The sequence below is a fragment of the Chryseobacterium sp. GW823-FHT05E08 genome, from assembly GCF_058795655.1.
Genome location: NZ_JBXAHY010000001.1, coordinates 973,866 through 990,686, shown reverse-complemented (window position 1 = coordinate 990,686; position 16,821 = coordinate 973,866). Strand labels below are relative to the sequence as shown.

General features: G+C 33.3%; 13 protein-coding genes and 1 pseudogene. 3 read left to right on the top strand and 11 right to left on the bottom strand.

Translation table 11 applies throughout. The features are described from left to right. Positions 1-21 precede the first annotated feature (21 nt). The gene (locus tag AC1Q7L_RS04645) at positions 22-309 is read left to right on the top strand and encodes a hypothetical protein (protein ID WP_492306588.1); all 288 of its coding nucleotides are present in this window, start codon (positions 22-24) and stop codon (positions 307-309) included. Between the two features lie 88 nt (positions 310-397). Here AC1Q7L_RS04645 and AC1Q7L_RS04640 read toward each other — a convergent pair whose 3' ends face one another. The 11 genes from AC1Q7L_RS04640 to AC1Q7L_RS04590 form a co-directional block, all read right to left on the bottom strand. Further along, positions 398-760 carry a response regulator gene (locus tag AC1Q7L_RS04640; protein WP_066758997.1) on the bottom strand — a complete coding sequence of 121 codons (363 nt, stop codon included), beginning with the start codon at positions 758-760 and terminating at the stop codon, positions 398-400. A gap of 39 nt (positions 761-799) precedes the next feature. Further along, the gene (locus AC1Q7L_RS04635) at positions 800-1,366 is read right to left on the bottom strand and encodes a chemotaxis protein CheB (protein ID WP_492306587.1); all 567 of its coding nucleotides are present in this window, start codon (positions 1,364-1,366) and stop codon (positions 800-802) included. An 11-nt stretch (positions 1,367-1,377) separates the two neighbouring features. Further along, positions 1,378-2,208, bottom strand: a complete 831-nt coding sequence (locus tag AC1Q7L_RS04630) for a CheR family methyltransferase (RefSeq protein ID WP_410690193.1) — start codon at positions 2,206-2,208, stop codon at positions 1,378-1,380. After that, a complete protein-coding gene (locus AC1Q7L_RS04625; protein WP_410690194.1) occupies positions 2,209-2,574 on the bottom strand; it encodes a response regulator in 366 nt (121 codons plus the stop codon). A 15-nt stretch (positions 2,575-2,589) separates the two neighbouring features. Next, positions 2,590-6,198, bottom strand: coding sequence for a response regulator (locus AC1Q7L_RS04620; protein ID WP_492306586.1), 3,609 nt, complete (start codon positions 6,196-6,198; stop codon positions 2,590-2,592). A 5-nt stretch (positions 6,199-6,203) separates the two neighbouring features. Further along, positions 6,204-7,679, bottom strand: coding sequence for a hybrid sensor histidine kinase/response regulator (locus tag AC1Q7L_RS04615; protein WP_492306585.1), 1,476 nt, complete (start codon positions 7,677-7,679; stop codon positions 6,204-6,206). Positions 7,680-7,926: 247 nt separating this feature from the next. Further along, positions 7,927-8,163 carry a hypothetical protein gene (locus AC1Q7L_RS04610; RefSeq protein WP_492306584.1) on the bottom strand — a complete coding sequence of 79 codons (237 nt, stop codon included), beginning with the start codon at positions 8,161-8,163 and terminating at the stop codon, positions 7,927-7,929. Between the two features lie 384 nt (positions 8,164-8,547). Further along, positions 8,548-9,594, bottom strand: coding sequence for a serine hydrolase domain-containing protein (locus tag AC1Q7L_RS04605; protein ID WP_492306583.1), 1,047 nt, complete (start codon positions 9,592-9,594; stop codon positions 8,548-8,550). A gap of 31 nt (positions 9,595-9,625) precedes the next feature. After that, positions 9,626-10,561, bottom strand: a complete 936-nt coding sequence (locus AC1Q7L_RS04600; protein ID WP_492306582.1) for an alpha/beta fold hydrolase — start codon at positions 10,559-10,561, stop codon at positions 9,626-9,628. 159 nt (positions 10,562-10,720) lie between these two features. Beyond that, on the bottom strand, positions 10,721-11,845 hold the full coding sequence (locus AC1Q7L_RS04595; RefSeq protein WP_492306581.1) for a helix-turn-helix domain-containing protein: 1,125 nt from the start codon (positions 11,843-11,845) through the stop codon (positions 10,721-10,723). 72 nt (positions 11,846-11,917) lie between these two features. Beyond that, positions 11,918-13,417 (bottom strand): serine hydrolase, encoded by a 1,500-nt coding sequence (locus AC1Q7L_RS04590; RefSeq protein WP_492306580.1) that lies wholly within the window; start codon positions 13,415-13,417, stop codon positions 11,918-11,920. A 185-nt stretch (positions 13,418-13,602) separates the two neighbouring features. Between AC1Q7L_RS04590 and AC1Q7L_RS04585 the strand changes: the two are divergent. Next, positions 13,603-14,180 (top strand): annotated as a pseudogene (locus AC1Q7L_RS04585) (YciE/YciF ferroxidase family protein). A gap of 449 nt (positions 14,181-14,629) precedes the next feature. Beyond that, the gene (locus tag AC1Q7L_RS04580; protein ID WP_492306579.1) at positions 14,630-16,774 is read left to right on the top strand and encodes a catalase; all 2,145 of its coding nucleotides are present in this window, start codon (positions 14,630-14,632) and stop codon (positions 16,772-16,774) included. Positions 16,775-16,821: the final 47 nt, after the last annotated feature.

Here is a 16,821-nt window from a genome sequence, read left to right as displayed (position 1 = left end):
TATGGTATAAAAACTCACAAGATGATCGACCACACAGAAAATAAGTATCTTGTTTATGAATATCTGGTTTTAAGTATTAAAAAGAATTTTAATTTAGAAATAAACCTCTTTAACGAATATATTTTAGCTAAAAATATTGTTTCAAAAACGAGAATAATTGTTCCTACATTTTCAGATAAGATTATAAGTAATCCAAGAATAAAAATGTTTTTAACGGCTCTTATTTTGAACCTTAATCATATGAATTACAATATTACCGATCTGAAGAAAGAAATAGAATATTTAAAAGGTTCAGACTCAAAAACTTAAAATAGCAAAACTCTAAAAAATAATAAAGTCCCTCACTTCATAAGTAGGGACTTTATTATTGTATCGGGAGAATTTTGAGGATGATTTTTTAGCTTAAATATTTAGCCACTTTTCCTTCCAGATCATCCAGATTAAATGGTTTTCCAACATAATCATCAGCCTGAGCTTCCTTAGCCAAAGCCACGATATCATTGTTCGCTGTTACATAAATGACAGGAATATGCTTGAATTCTTCATGACTTTTCAAAAGTTTTGTAGCTTCAACACCGCCAATTCTTGGGATCCAATTGTCCATCAGAATAACATCCGGCTGAAATTTTGTTACTTTTTCTACAATATCATGAGAGGTTTCTGAAATTTCGACTTCATATCCATTCTCCTCAAAGATGATGGTAATTACCTCCAAAATAGTGGTATCATCATCGAAAATCAAAATTTTCTTTTTACTCATATTAGTTATATTTAAATCCTAAATTTTTTCTTTTAATTTTTATAATTGATTAATATAATTCGCCAAATTATTTGGTGTGATAATTAAATCATAATCAACTTCATCAACCGCATGTTTCGGCATATAATTTACTTCAGCCGTTTCAGGATCCTGAACCCAGACTTTTCCACCATTTTTTTTGATGTATCCTAAGCCTTCCACACCATCTGCATTGGCTCCTGACAGCAAAATTCCGATCACATTTTCACCGTAAATTTCCGCAGCAGATTTAAACGTTACATCAATGGATGGTCGCGAATAATTCATCTTTTCTGAACTGTCCAGTGACATGAGTTTTTTATTTTCAAACAACAAATGATAATCTGCGGGAACGATGTATAATGTGTTGTTTTTAATTTCTGTTTTATCCTCAATTTCAACTACTTCCATGGATGAAAACTGCTGTAATAAAACAGGAAGTATACTTGTAGAATGCGCCTTGCGGTGAACTACGAGTACGATTGGGAATTGTAATTCAATATTTAATTTTTTTATCATTTCCAGAATGACCTGCAAACTGCCTGCAGATCCTCCGATAACGATTAATTCTGTATTTGTGCTTTTCATAATCAATGTATTTAATTATGATCCAGTTTTTTCCAGATTTTTTGATCTTCAACCTGATGATAAGATTTGTCTAAATTAGAAAATCTCAACGTCTCTTTAGATCCTAAAGCCAAATAACCCAAGTTTTCCAAACTGTTATCAAAAAGACGGAAAACACGTTCCTGTAACCCTCTGTCAAAATAGATCAACACATTTCGGCAGATAATCAACTGAAAGCTGTTAAAAGAACTGTCTGAAACCAAATTATGAGTAGATAAAATCAGTTTTTCCTGTAAACTTTTATCAAATCTTACGCTGTCATAATTCGCTGTGTAATACTCTGAAAAATCTTTTTTACCGCCTGATAACATGTAATTTTCAGAATATAATTTCATTTGTTGTAACGGGAAAACGCCTGATCTGGCTGTTTCTAAGACTGACGGATTAAGATCTGTTCCGTAGATCAATGATTTATGATAAAGATTCGCTTCTTTAAGTAAAATAGCCATCGAATACGCTTCTTCACCCGTGGAACAACCTGCAACCCAGATTCTGATCAGCGGATAAGTTCCTAACTGGGGAAGTATTTTTTCCCTTAATGTTTTAAAAAATACAGGATCACGGAACATTTCTGTTACATTCACTGTAATTTCTTCTACAAAACGCTTTAGATATTCCGGATCATTCATGAGAGTATATCTCAATTCTGCAAAACTTGTAAATCTTTCAATAAGACAGATGCGATTTACTCTGCGCTTGAAAGACGCTCTGCTATATTCGGAAAAATCGTATCCGTACATGCCGTAAACATCTTTAATTAAATGTTCTACTTCTTCGTCTTTTACGATACTTGGTTCCAGCATTTACGATAATTTTTCAATGGCAGTTATCAGTTGATCAACATCAATCGGTTTTGATACATAATCCTGAGCGCCGGCATCCAGACATTTCTGGCGGTCTTCCGGCATCGCCTGCGCAGTCACGGAAATAATATCTATTTTGCTGATTGATGGAGTATTACGAATGATTTTAATGGCTTCGTATCCGTCCATTTCGGGCATCATCATATCCATCAATACCACATTGATTCCGTCATCTTTTTGTAAGATCTGAATAGCTTCCTGTGCCATTGTAGAGCTTTCAATCTGATAACCTCTTGACTTTAAGGTCAGTTTCAGTGCAAATATATTACGTGGATCATCGTCCACAATTAAAATTTTCTTATTCATCAGAATTTATTCTGTTTAACTTTCATATAACCAAACACGTAGTAGCGATAATAATTGGTCAATATCCACAGGTTTCGAGATATAATCTGAAGCACCTGCAGCGATACATTTTTCACGGTCACCGATCATCGATTTTGCAGTGATCGCAATAATCGGAAGACGCATATGTGACGGTATTTTTCTTATTTCTTTAATCGTTTCATATCCATCCATTTCCGGCATCATCATATCCATCAAAACAACGTCGATATCAGGATTTTCCTTCATTTTTTCTAAAGCCTGCTTGCCATCCATCGCTAAAACTACGTCTACTTTATATTTTTCCAACGATTTTGTTAGAGAAAAGATATTTCGAACGTCATCATCGGTAATCAGGATTTTTTTGCCTTTCAGAACTTCCGTTAATGAGCCTAAGACTTTATTTTTAATGGTTTCTGAATTGCTTTTTTCCTCAACCAAATGCAAAAACAAACCGACTTCATCTAGAATTCTTTGGTAAGAATGTGCCGTTTTTACAACGATAGAATCAGCGTACTGCTTGATTTTCAGCTCTTCTGATTGGGTTAAATTATGTCCGGTAAAAATAATGATCGGAAGATTTTCCAACCCTTCATAGCTTTTGATTGATTCTATGATTTGATATTGATTTCCTTTCGCTGCTCCGATATCTAAAATAACACAGTCTGAATTACCATCCGTTAAAGCTTTAACACAATCTTCAACGTTGTTTTCTACTGATAATGAGATGTTAAAGTTACTTAAATAGTAGGAGAGTGCGCTTGCATGCTTTGCATTTTCTTCAACAATTAGAACCTTTTGCGGGGATTTTTTTAGGGCTTCTTCAATCTTCCTGAAAACTTCGGTCATCTGATCCAAAGCCACAGGTTTATTAATGAAATCAATAGCTCCTTTCATTAAGCTTTCCTTTTTCACATGTAAAACAGACATCATGTGAACCGGAATATGCTTGGTTTGAGGATTTGATTTTAATTCATCCATAACCTGCCATCCGTCTTTTACAGGCAACTGAACGTCAAGCAAAATTGCCGCCGGATGATACTGAATAGCAGTGGATAAGGCATGATCACCTCTTACGGAAACGACACCTTTATAATCCTGCAAACGGGCATATTTCAATAATGCTTTAGCAAAATTTATATCATCTTCAACGATTAAAATAACTTTGTCGCCCTCAGTAATGGTTTCGCGGTCATCAGCTACGTTTTCTGGAATTTCCAAGGTATTGACAGGAAGTGTATATTGAACTTCACCATCCTCGAGGATATTTTGAATTTCTTCAACATCTTCACGAATGGTTTCCATTAAATGTTGATCTGTTTCAGGGTGAATAGGTTCTGAAATAGCCTTAATTGGAATGATTAAACTAAACTCGCTTCCTTCATTTACTTTGCTCGTAAGCATTAATTCACCACCTAATAATCTCGCGATTTCTCGACTAATTGAAAGACCTAAACCTGTTCCTCCAAATTTTCTTCTTGTGGATCCATCCGCCTGTTGAAAGGCTTCAAAAATGATTTTCTGCTTGTCTTCTGCAATTCCGATTCCGGTATCTTTTACACTGAAAATGATGAAATCGTTGTTCTTCGGATCTTTTTTGATATTTAAATTGATACTTCCCTCCGTCGTAAATTTTGTAGCATTTGAAAGTAAATTTCTCATGACCTGATCTACACGCAAACGGTCGGTTTCAATAGCTTTTTCTACATCATTTTCTATTTCGATGTTAAATTCAATTCCTTTTTCACGAAGAATTGGTTTGAATAAACTTTTTAAATCTTTTAGAATATCATCGATGATTACTTCTTCATATTCCAACGTCATTTTACCGGATTCGATTTTAGCAAGATCTAAAATTTCATCAATCAAGGTTAATAAACTGCTTCCTGAGCTTTGGATTACTTTCGCCGATTCTACTTGATCTTCATTTAAATTTTCATCAGGATTTTCAGCCATTAAACGAGAGAGAAGCAGGATTGAATTCAATGGTGTTCGAAGCTCATGCGACATATTCGCCAAAAATTCAGATTTATATTTTGTGCTTAAAGCGAGTTCTTCTACTTTTTTCTGAATTTCATTGTTACGCTCGGCGATCAGGTGATTTTTATCTTCCAATAATCTTGAACGTTCTTCCAATTCGGCATTGGCCTGCATTAGTTCTTCCTGCTGAACTTTCAATTCTTCCTCCGAAGCTTGTAATTTTTGAGTCTGAGCTTCTAATTCTGTGTTAAGATTCTCCAATTCAGAATGTTGAACCTGTAATTCTTCCGATTGAGCTTGAGTTTCTTCTAATAATTGTTGTTCTTTTTCACGGCTTTTTGCGGCACTTAGAGCAATTCCGATGTTTCGGCTGCATTCTGTGAAATAATCTACGCGTTCGTCTTCAAAATTAGATGTTGAGCCTAATTCTAAAACTCCGATTGTGTGTCCGTCTGCCAAAATCGGCAACAATATTATTCCGTAGATTGTAATTTTACTGCTGGCAAAAGTTACCGTAAAATCTTCTTCGTGAAGATTGTTATAAACCTGTGTTTTTTCATTAACAAAGGCTTGACCAACCATTCCTTCTCCCAATTCAAAGGTCTTTTTCATATTGTCTTCCAGTCCGAAAGCTGTATTTAATTTTAATACACCTTCATCAAAAAGATATAACGAACCATTGATACAATTTCCGTATTCAATTAATTGATGTAAAGATTTTTTTGAAACTTCGTTTACAGATTTATTTCCTACTAAAGATTCATTTAAAATAGCAAGACCTTTCTGGCGCCAATCACTTTTATTGATCTCATCGAAAGATTTTTTAAGAGAATCCGTCATATTATTAAGAGATCCAACCAGATCTCCAAGGTCATCTTGGGAAGTATCAGAAGCTTTTTGGCTGTAATCACCATTGGCAACTCTATTGGCTACTTGCTGAATGGCACTTACACGTCTGCTGATTTCCAGATCTTTAGCTTTCAACTGCTTTTCAAGCTTGTCTCTGCGGATAAGGTCTGCACGTAATTTTATGTAGAAAAATGTAGTAACAACAACGGCTGCTATTGCAGAAAACAGGATAAATAATACCGTTGTATCTGAAGAACGGTTAAGATCTTTATTTTTTATAGCAAGCTGATTTTCTTCATATTGCACAAAATCTTTAACGATCTGGCGACACTTATCCATATAAGTTTTGCTCATCAAAACCTGCTGCTGGGTCATTACGATGCCTTTTCGTCTGTTTTCTACAAAATGCTTTAGATTGTTGATGTTGCTGTTGACGTTTTGCTGTAAAATTTTCAAACGTTCAAGCTGATTTTTATCTTTAATATCTAATGCTTTTGCACGTTCGAAAGCTTTTGGATAATCTGCTAAACTACGTTTGTAGGGTTCTAAGAAATTTTCTTTTCCCGTTAACTGATATCCTCTGTTTCCCGTTTCTGCATCAAGAAGAGCAACTAGAACGTCTTTTACAGCCGTAATCGAACGACGGCTTTGGGATAAGCTTTCTCTGTGTTCCATCTGCCTTTGAATGCTGATGTAAGAGGCAATTGAACTTGCAATTAAGATCAATAAAGATAAACCAACTCCAAACTGAAGATTTCTTATGATTTTTTTCGGCATGAAAATTAATTTAAAGGTAATGTGAAATAAAATGTAGAGCCTTCGTCCACTTTACTTGATACTCCGATGTTTCCGTGGTGTTGTTTGATGATCTCGGAACAGATGAACAGGCCGATTCCCATTCCCTGAAACTGTAGCGAAGATTCTTCTACACGATAAAATTTATGAAATACGGCATCTTGTTTAAAATCCGGAATTCCGATCCCGAAATCGGTGATATTTACTTTAACTTCTTGTTCTTCTTCATCAACGAAAGTCGTAACAATCACCTGATTATTTTGTGGAGAATATTTGATGGCATTGGTAAGGAAATTGATCAAAACCTGTTCGATTCGGATTTCATCCAAAGGAATTAAAATATCGGGCTTCATTCCGTGCCAGTCGATTTTTACCTGACGGTCTTCGTGTGTCTGCAATATCGTGTCAATTGCATTTTGGATGACGTTTCCAATATTGGTAGGTTTTCTGTTGATTTTCAGTTTTCCATTTTCAATTTTTGAAACATCTAACAAGTCGGTAATTAATGTGTTAAGCTTTTCTATTTGATCCTGAACTTTAACCATGAATCCAGCTTCTGCACCTTCTTTATCTAATTTTAACTTACGATCTAAGAGTTGAACATAGGCTTTAATGCTTGTCAGAGGCGTTTTTAGCTCATGACTGGCGATACTTAGGAATTCGTCTTTTTCTTTTTCTACTTTTTTCTGATCATCAATATCAGTAAATGTTCCGACCCAATTCTTTATAGTATTTTCTTCATAAACGGGTGTAACTCTCAGTAAATGATAACGATAGTTTCCAGATTCAATATTTTTTATTCTCACTTCCAATTCAAGAGCTTTGCCTTTCTTTTTGCAACGCTCAAATTCTTCTTTGATATTGTGATCGTCGAAATGAGTTTCAGGAAATTCGTGTTCAGAATCGGAATATTCATGCCATTTTCTGTTGACAAAATCTACAATTCCGTCTTCATTTAATGTAAAAGCGATTTGTGGCAAAGATTCCAACATCAGGTGAAAATGATCGATCTGAGATTTCATAATGACCTGAGATTCTCTTCTTCCTTTTACTTCCAATTCCAGGCCTTGCTGTGTTTTTTTCATCGCAAGATTCTGCTCCTGAAGATTGTAGAAAGTTTTTACTTTCAATAAAAGAATTTCGGGATCTATGGGTTTTGTTACATAATCTTTTCCGCCTGAAGCGTATCCACGGGTAATGAATTTTTTTTCAGTATTTACGGCAGATAAGAATATGATAGGAATTTCTTTGGTTTTGCTGTAATCAGCTAATGTTTCCGCAACTTCGAAACCATCCATGTCGGGCATTTGCACGTCCAGGATAATCAAAGCGTAATCATTTTTTAATGCTTTTCCCAATGCTTCTTCACCGGAACTGGCTATATCAACCTGAAAATCTTTAGATTCTAATAATTTTTTTAGTGAATAAAGATTGTTTTGGTTATCATCAACAATTAAGATCATAGGAATGAAAAATCAATAATTAATTATGTTTACTCTTGCATCAAAAATACTCACAAAAATCCGAAAAACATTTATTTTTTTAACCATTTATGCTTACATACCACATGTTTGAAAATTTAAATCTAATTTTTAGAAAAATTTTCATTAATGATTATTTGAAGAATAATTTAATTATGTTTTATATTCCTAAAAATTAGATAATAAACAAGAAAATCATTTAGTTTTAGAATAATTAAAATGTGATGTCTTAATTTTCTTTTTCTTCCTCTTTTCTGAAACTTACGACTTCATAATCATCGTTGGAGCAGAATTTTTTACAGCTTTCATCATCAAATTTTTCAGGATTTTTTGTAAAAGCTTCAATGTGCTTTTGGCTTTCATCTGTTTTTGCGGGAGTGATTATGATGTGGTAGTCTTTTAATACAGACTCGTCTGCATTTTTTAAAGATTCTTTTTTGTGTTGTACTGCTTCGTTGTATTTCATATAGTTTTTTTAGTTATTTATCAAAAATTAGCCCGTTATCAATTAATTATCTTGTTTTAATGAAAATATTTCTATGTTGAATTCTGTAATGTTGATTTTTTAAACAGGTAACAAAGAAATATCCTGTAATATTATGAGGTGAATCATAGTATTGCAGGATATTTTTTGGATTGGAATTAATTAATAATTTATACAGATAATCAGCTGTTTTTTTCTATTTTTTCAAATATTTCATCTAGTGTATCCTGCATATCTTTTGCGGTATTTTCACCACTTTAAGTTGGTAATAATAAATAGATTCAGATTAAGGAGTAATCCGTTATTATGTGTCACTAAATTCTCTATGGCAAAGGATGATTGTAAAATTAAAAACTACTGTCTATTTTAGTTTATTTTTATGTCGTCATACAAGTTATCAACTACTTTTTCTAAAATTTTTCCTGTTTCATTAAAGCTGGTGTTTGTCAATATGGATATTCCTATATTTTGTTTGGGATAAATCACAAACCAGTTTTGCATCCCATATATACCTCCGTGATGCCTATACACTAATTTATTATCGTTTTTTATAATGTACCAATGATAGCCTTCCCAAAAATCAGAACCTTCTTTATATAATTTTTTATGAGATTCGTTTACAATAGGATTTGATTGGTCAAGTTGCAATTTCATATATTTTACTAAATCTGTAGTTGTAGAGTGCAATCCTGAAATCCCACCCCATAAAGTTCTGTTGAAGTTGGGCATTAACTCGTTTTTATCGTTATAACCTTTTACCAATCTTTTTCTATCATTTTCATTGAGTGTAAATTTAGTTTGTTTCATTTTATTTGGTTTCAAAATAAATTCAATGACCAATTCCTCAAAAGATTTTTGGTATACTTTTTCAAGAATATATGCTGTCAACTCTGGAGCTGTGTTTGAATAGGAATAGAGTTCTCCAGGTTTCGTTTCAATTTTGATGAGTTTTAATCCTTCGAAAAAAGCCTTTTTATTTTCGCTTTTTAGAGGCATATTAGGAAATCCACTTGTATGGGTGATAAGATGTTTGATTCTTATAGGTTCACCTTTAAATTCTAAATTTGGATAAGGTTCGTCAAGATAAATTCTAATATCATCATCTAAATTTATTTTTTTATCAAGTACGGCTTTAGCGGCTATATAACCTGTAAACGTTTTAGTTACAGATGCTAATTCATAAAGTGTAGAATCGTTTGGTTTGTTACCTTTTCCAATAGTTAATTCTCCAAAATGTTTTATTGTAGATTTTCCATCTTTAAACACTGCAATAGAAACAGAATGAAATCTTTTATCTTTTAATAACTGATTGGCATTTTTTGTAATCGCATTTTCAACATTTTGTTTATTGACTGGCTGAACATTTTTACAACCAAGTAGGGCAAGAAATAAAATAAGGGTTAAATATTTCATTGTCATAATTTATAGTTTAATGGGAATTGTATTAATCTAATGTTTGAATGATTGTATTTTGAAATTTTTCTGCTTCATCTTTATGAATTTGATGCCCTGAATTTTCAAATAAAAATAAATCTTTCTTTGGTGCTTTCAATTGCTCATAATATCCTTTTGTAATGGATGTTAACGTTTGAATGTCGTTTTTACCAACGAAAAAATAAATTGGGCAGTCGACTTTCTTTAAAGTTTTTGGAAGGTCGATTTTCATCACTTCGTTCCATGCGGGTGACCATGTTTTTGACCATTGAAGAAAACCTTTTTTGAAATCATCAGTCGTTACATATTCTTTACCGTCTTTGTAAAAAAGCCATTTTCTTAAATAAAACATCTCTTCATCATTGGTAAAAGGAAAATGTACTTTTTCCAATTCTTTCATGGCAACAGGGTTATCTTTAAAATGAATTTCCAATGTTTTGAGTAGTTCTTTTTCACTCGCTAATTGGCTGATTACAGGATTTACAGCAAAATAAGCATGTAATAATTCCGGATGATTTCTAACAATGTAAAAACCCAAAGCGTTTCCCCAAGAGCTGCCTAATAAGTACAGTTTTTTCTGATTTAACCTCTTTAATAGAAAATCAATAACTTCATAAGTGTCTTTTCCCATTAACTCAACTGACGGTTGAACATGCGAAGGATTTAAGGCTAAAGTTTTTCCTGCATCTCTTTGATCCCATTGAACTATGGTAAATTTATTTTTTAAAATATTGGTATAAGAGTCTGCATTTTTCATCATCGAGCTTCCCGGACCGCCCGATAAAAATAAAAGGATGGGCTTGTTGGCATCATCAGTTTTAATTTCTATGACTTGTTTTATTCCGCCAATTTCGGTGGTTAAAAGAGTATCAATTTTTATCGGTTGTAATTGTGCTAAACAAAATACAGATAATAGAGTTAGGATAAAAAGGCTTATTTTTTTCATAGTTTCTAAATATTAATTTGACTTTGAATTTTCTGATACAAATATGCTGTAGAAAGTTTTGAGATAAGTCCATATAAAAAAAGTCGGACTCATTTTTCCAGTTGAAATGAGTCCGACTTTCTACAAACCGAAGTTTGAGTATTTACAATTAGTTAAATATCAGTTATTTCTGAAAGCTGTAGGCGTTTGGTTCGTGTATTTTTTGAATGAGGTATGAAACGAAGATTTTGAATTAAAACCCACTTCATATAAAATTTCCAACACGGTATATTCTTTTTTTGAAGGGTCTTTTAGAATGGTCATTGCTTTTTTCACGCGATATTCATTCACGAAATCGAAAAAATGCTGATTGATGTGATGGTTAATTAAAACAGACAAATCACGAACCGGAATTTTCACCTGATCTGCCAATTCCTGAATCGTTAATGAAGGTTCTAAAAAAGGCTCCTTTTCAGTCATGAAATTTTTAAGTTGTTCAATCTGAAAACTTTTTGTTTCGTCGATTTTATTTTCAGTTTCGAGAGTTTCAGTAAAATCTTCTGTCGGTTGTAAGGTAGAATCAATTCTTCGAAAAAGCTCAGGATAATTTAATGCCTTCAATATAAACCAGCAGGCAGCCAATAAAAAGGAAGTTCCCGCCACAATATGTATCCAGATAAACAGGTCGTTGTATGCTGTATATCGTATTGTATTTTTAAAAATAATAAATACATGGATGAATAGTAAAATCATTGTAAGCTGAAACAGCCATTTGTATAGCAAAGTGTTGGGATTCGTGTAATTCTCAAGATAAATTTTCTTGTATTTTTTGAGGATCATGAATACGCCAACGATATAAAAGAAATACTGCAGTTCTGCAATAGCTTGATAAAAAAACATTTCAGGAGAGTCCCACATATGTTTGAAAAAATATTCTTTTGGAGAACCTTCTGCTAGATAAAGCCTTGGAACTAAAAGTAAATTGACAACAATGAAAGGGATAAGATGCAGTAAGTGCTTTCTTTTTAATCTAAAATCTGAATAACAGACAGCATTAACGTACAAATAGAAAAGAGGCATTACTAATAAATAGGCAGACATTTTGAAAGTTTTCAGGTTGTAACTATCAGTAAAATAATGCATAAAAATTCCGCTCATATCAATTGCATTAATGATAAGGAACGCTGCAAATAATCTGTTTTCTAGTTTCCTTTCTGTTTTTACCGTTAATAAAAATACGGCAAGAAGCAGCGATATAAAAACGGAAATCGCTGCAATAACTTCCAGAAAATTCAATTTGTCCATTAGTTTTTTTGCAAAAATAGGATATAAGTTGTGAAGAAAACTGACTGATAAAGAACAAATTTTTAAAATATCTTATTTTTTAATCAAAAGTCCGTCAATCTTCTTGATCATCTCTTTGGCATTGGCGTTTTCAGGATTTAATTCAACCGATTTTTGATACATTTTCAGAGCTTCTTCTTTTTTATCGGATTGAAGCAATGCTTCTCCATAACTATCAAATATATTGGCACTTTTTGGGAAAATCAATGTCGCCGAATAGAAGGTTTGCAAAGAAAGATTATTTTTTTGAAGCCTTAGAAATTGATAGCCTAATCGGTTAAAATCTATCTCGCTTGCTTCATAACTGCTTGGATTTTTTAGATATTCTTGAATCAGCTGATCTGCTTTTTCTTTATTTCCGCTTTCCAGTAAACTTCCATAGGTTCTTGATAGATTTTGTACAGGAATTTTATAAGGTTTGTTATCAATTAATTGTAAAACAGCATTAGATATAGGAAAAATAGGACTGTTTCCGATGCTGGATAACAATATTACGGTTTCATTTTTAGTGATGTTGTGTAATAAGATACTGGTAAGTCCGGTAATAAAGCCATCATGAAAAACAATTTTCCCGTTACTTTCATCGGTGTACATTGCCCAGCCTAAACCGTAGCTTACTTCTTTTCCGTCTATTTGATAACTTACTTTTTTTCCATCATTCAAGATGGTTGCTGTAAAAGCTTCGTCTAATTCTTTCTTGCCTAAAATCTGATAGGAAAACAATGCCTTTTGGTATTTTTGTAAATCTAAAGCAGTGCTTACGATGCCTCCGTTTCCGTAAAAGTTACTTTTTTCATCGATTAGAAAAGGGTTTTTTACGGTAGTGATATTCACAAGTTGAGTAGAATAGAAATTAGGATACGTATATAATTCTACCTGATTTTCTTTCTTGATCTTCCTGTTAAGCGGAACAAATGAATCTTTCATTTTCGTAGGGTTGAAAATATTTTTCTCCAAATAATTGGCATAACTCATTCCGGATATTTTCTCAATGATCAGGGCAGCAAGACAAAAATTAACGTTGTTGTATTCCCATTTGCTTCCCGGAACAAATGAAAGAGGTGTTTTGAAGCGAATAAAGGTTGGGATAATATCCTGATTAGAAATTAATTTTTCCGGTTGTTCTTTTATGACAGTGTCAAACAAATTATAGTATTGAGCCAGTCCTGAAGTGTTATTCAACAATTGTTTAACGGTGATATTTGGATAAGGAAAATCCGGAAGATATTTCTGAACCGAATCATCAATATCGAGTTTTCTTTTCTGTTTAAGTTGAAGGATTGCTGTTGCGGTAAATGTTTTTGTTATAGAAGCAATAGTAAACTGAGATTCACTATTAATTTTCTCTTTCTTTTCAATATTTGAAAACCCATACGAATTGGAAAAAACGGTTTCTCCTGATTTGGAAATGATAACGCTACCGTTAAATAAATTATTTCTAGAAAGTGTAGAAAATAGATTATTAAATTCCTGTCCCGAAAGAGTGGTAGTGAAAAATGAAGTCAGTAAGATTAGAAAAAATATTTTTCTCATTTTGTTTTATTGTTATTAATTTTAGCTTAGTAATAAGACAATTCTGAAAATGATTTTATTACATTTAAAAAATTGATGATAAATTAATAAGATGTTAATTCAATCGTAATTTTTTTCACCTTTGGTCTCATAATTGTTAGAGCTACAACACAAATTCTACAATTAATCACTAAATTATATCAATTATGAAAACTAAAACACCAGTTAAGAAAGCGACGGTTAAAAAAACGGCACCTTCAAAAACTCAAGCGAAAATTCCTGCTAAGAAAAATGCAGCTAAAGAATTAAAAGACTTATTTGAAGATTCTTTAAAAGATATTTATTGGGCAGAAAAAGCGCTTACGAAAGCTCTTCCAAAAATGCATAAAAATGCAACTGATAAAAAGTTACAATCAGCGATTGAGCTGCATCTTGCCGAAACTCATATACACGTAAAAAGACTGGAAGAATGTTTTGCTTCATTGGGTAAAAAAGCTCAGGCTAAAAAATGCGATGCAATGCAAGGGCTATAGACGAAGGCAAAGGCATCATGGAAGAAACCGAGCCCGGAGCTGTAAGAGATGCAGGAATCATCGCTGCGGCACAAAAAGTAGAACATTACGAGATCGCAACTTATGGGACACTCGCAGCTTATGCAAAGGTTCTTAAAGAAAAAACTTGCTTGAAAAACCTTCTGGCAACGTTAAATGAAGAGAAAATTTGCGATAAATTATTATCAAAAGTCGCTGATGTTACTTTAAACAGTAAAGCGATTAAAAAATAGAAAAAATTCCTCTTTATGAGGAGAATTTAGATAGAGAAACCTTGTTAGTAACAGTACCAACGAGGTTTTTTGTTTTTGAATATTACCGAATTAATGAGATTTCATCATCACAATCATTTCGTTTGGTGAGTTTGTCAGCCTTTTTTTGCTGATTTTAAAGGAATCGTTTTTATCAGATTTCTTTATGACAAATAAATCATAGATTTTATTTCAAACGAGTTTAGAAAAATAAGAAATTAACGTACCATATTATCAAATAATGAATGATTAAAAGTGTAGCTTTGAGTAGATTATACATCATTATTTAAAATGTTTGATTAATAAATTCGTGTAAATACTCAATTCGTTATGAAATTAATATTTGACAACTATTTCAAATGATTATGATCTTTTTTTAATATTAAAAATCACACACCAATTATACACACTTAACTACTAAAATATATACTATGAAAGACCCAAAAACGCCGCCTAATGAAAAGGTAGATCAGCTTCAAAATCACACCACAGACAATGCTGATCAGAAACTGACGACCAATCAGGGCTTAAAAATCAACAACAATCAGGATTCTTTAAAAGCGGAAGAACGCGGACCGAGTTTATTGGAAGATTTTATTCTTCGCGAGAAAATCACTCATTTTGATCATGAGAGAATTCCGGAAAGAATCGTTCATGCCCGTGGATCGGGAGCTCATGGAACTTTTAAGTTAAATAAAAGCCTGAAAGAATTCACCAAAGCAAAATTTTTATCTGAAGAAGGAAAAGAAACACCTGTTTTTGTACGTTTTTCTACGGTTGCAGGAAGTGCAGGAAGCACCGATCTGGCTCGTGATGTAAGAGGTTTTGCCATTAAATTTTACACGGAAGAAGGCAATTATGATTTAGTAGGAAATAATATTCCTGTGTTTTTCATTCAGGATGCAATGAAATTTCCTGATTTGGTACATGCCGTAAAACCTGAGCCGGATAATGCGATTCCACAAGCTGCTTCCGCGCACGATACTTTTTGGGATTTTATTTCATTAATGCCCGAAAGTATGCACATGATTATGTGGGCGATGAGCGACAGAGCGATTCCGAGAAGCTTTAGAATGATGGAAGGGTTTGGAGTTCACACTTTTAAATTCATTAATGACGAAGGAGTTGTTAATTTTGTAAAATTCCATTTTAAACCAAAATTGGGAGTCCATTCTGTAGCTTGGGATGAAGCGACTAAAATTTCAGGTAAAGATTCAGATTTTCACAGAAGAGATCTTTGGGAAGCCATTGAGAACGGGGCTTTTCCGGAATGGGATTTCGGAGTGCAGATCATTCCTGAAGAAGATGAACATAAATTTGATTTCGATTTGCTCGATCCTACCAAATTAATTCCGGAAGAAGAAGTTGCTGTTCAAATGGTCGGAACTTTAACATTGAACAGAAATCCTGACAACTTTTTCGCTGAAACAGAGCAGATTGCATTTCACCCCGGACATTTGGTTCCCGGAATAGATTTTACGAATGATCCGTTGTTGCAGGGAAGATTATTTTCTTATACAGATACTCAATTATCCCGTTTAGGATCTCCAAATTTCCATGAGATCCCGATCAACCGTTCTTTAAATGAAGTTCATAATAACCAACGTGACGGGCACATGCGCCAGCAGATCGTAAAAGGAAAAGTAAGCTACGAACCCAATTCTATTGGTGGAGGATGTCCTTTTCAGGCGATGATGAAAGACGGTGGTTTTTCTTCTCATAACGAAAGAATTGACGGTAAAAAAATCCGCGCAAGAAGCGAAAGTTTTGTAGACCATTATTCTCAGGCTAAATTGTTTTTTAACAGTCAGTCAACTCCGGAAAAACAGCATTTACAGAATGCTCTTATTTTTGAACTTTCAAAAGTGACCATTCCTGCAATTCGAGAAAGAGTAGTAGGTCAGTTGGCTTTCATTAATAAAGATTTGGCAGCAACAGTCGCTAAAAAAGTAGGCGTAAAAGTAGTTGAATTAAAGCAACCAAACGGAAGTATTCCCGCAGATGCTGATCCTGCAACATTACAAAGTCCTGAAAAAGAACCTTCAACAAAAAGTTCAGAAGCATTAAGCATGGCCAATACTGTTAAAGATAAAATTGAAAGCAGAATTATTGGTTTTATCATGGAAAACGGAGTAAAAGCTGCCGATGTAAAATCTTTGCAGTCTAAATTAGAAGCGAAAGGTGCTGTGGTACAGGTTATTGCCGGAAGTTTAGCGCCTGTAAAAGCGGATGACGGAACTGTTTTTGAACCTAAACATTCTCTGACAAGTACGGCAAGTGTTTGTTTTGATGCACTTTATTTGTGTAGCGGAAAACAGTCTTCAGACAATTTAATGAATGAAGATAACAAGCCCGGAACACTTTTATTTGTAAATGAAGCCTACAAACATTGTAAAGCGATCTATTTCGGAAATGAAACGGATGACATCTTTAAAGCCAGTCATGTGAATGATAAAAAGCATGATGATCCAGCAATTATTACTGCTGATAATAAAGATTCCGATGCTGATTTTATTAAAGCTGTCGCCAATCACAGAGTTTGGGAGTTTGAAAAAGAGAGAAATAATCCTGCTTAATATTTTTAAGTAAAGTAGTGATTTTGAAAGTTATTTTTAACTTTTAA